Source organism: Mesorhizobium sp. M4B.F.Ca.ET.089.01.1.1, from assembly GCF_004022605.1.
Taxonomy (GTDB): domain Bacteria; phylum Pseudomonadota; class Alphaproteobacteria; order Rhizobiales; family Rhizobiaceae; genus Mesorhizobium; species Mesorhizobium abyssinicae.
On sequence record NZ_RZOS01001407.1, the window covers coordinates 1 to 456 of the forward strand.

The following is a 456-nucleotide window of genomic DNA, read 5'->3' on the forward strand; positions in this document are numbered from 1 at the left end:
GTCTTTCGCCATCCCGGTCGAACCCGACCGCCTGAAAACGTTGAAGGTCTTCGTTCGCCAACCGGCGGACCAGATCCACGCCCCGGCGCAGACCTTCAAGTTCCGTGCCGAGGATAAGGCGAGCTTCGAGTCGAACGAGTACGCCGCCACATTCAACGCGCCAGAGGCCGCCAAATGACCGCCAATGCCCAAAAGCCTCGCGAATTCACCGGCAGGCACATGCTGGCCATCATTCTCACCTTCTTCGGGGTGGTCATCGCGGTCAACCTGACCATGGCCACGCTCGCCAATACGAGTTGGACCGGCCTCGTCGTCGAGAACACCTATGTGGCCAGCCAGCAATTCAACAAGGAGGCCGAGGCCGGCCGCGCTCAAGCAGCGCTCGGTTGGACCGGCAAGCTGACCATCGCATGGGGCGAAGTCCGCTACAGCCTCTCCGACGCTGCAGGCAAGCCG

At 62.7% G+C, this 456-nt stretch carries 2 protein-coding genes; both read left to right on the forward strand.

The window, feature by feature from the left end; genetic code table 11:
• Nucleotides 1-178, forward strand: a 178-nt coding sequence (locus EN780_RS37705) for a FixG Ig-like domain-containing protein (RefSeq protein ID WP_281035425.1), incomplete at its 5' end; no start/stop codon positions are given.
• The coding region (locus EN780_RS37710) for a FixH family protein (protein ID WP_189557189.1) at nucleotides 175-456 on the forward strand (282 nt) is incomplete at its 3' end. The genes EN780_RS37705 and EN780_RS37710, both read left to right, overlap by 4 nt.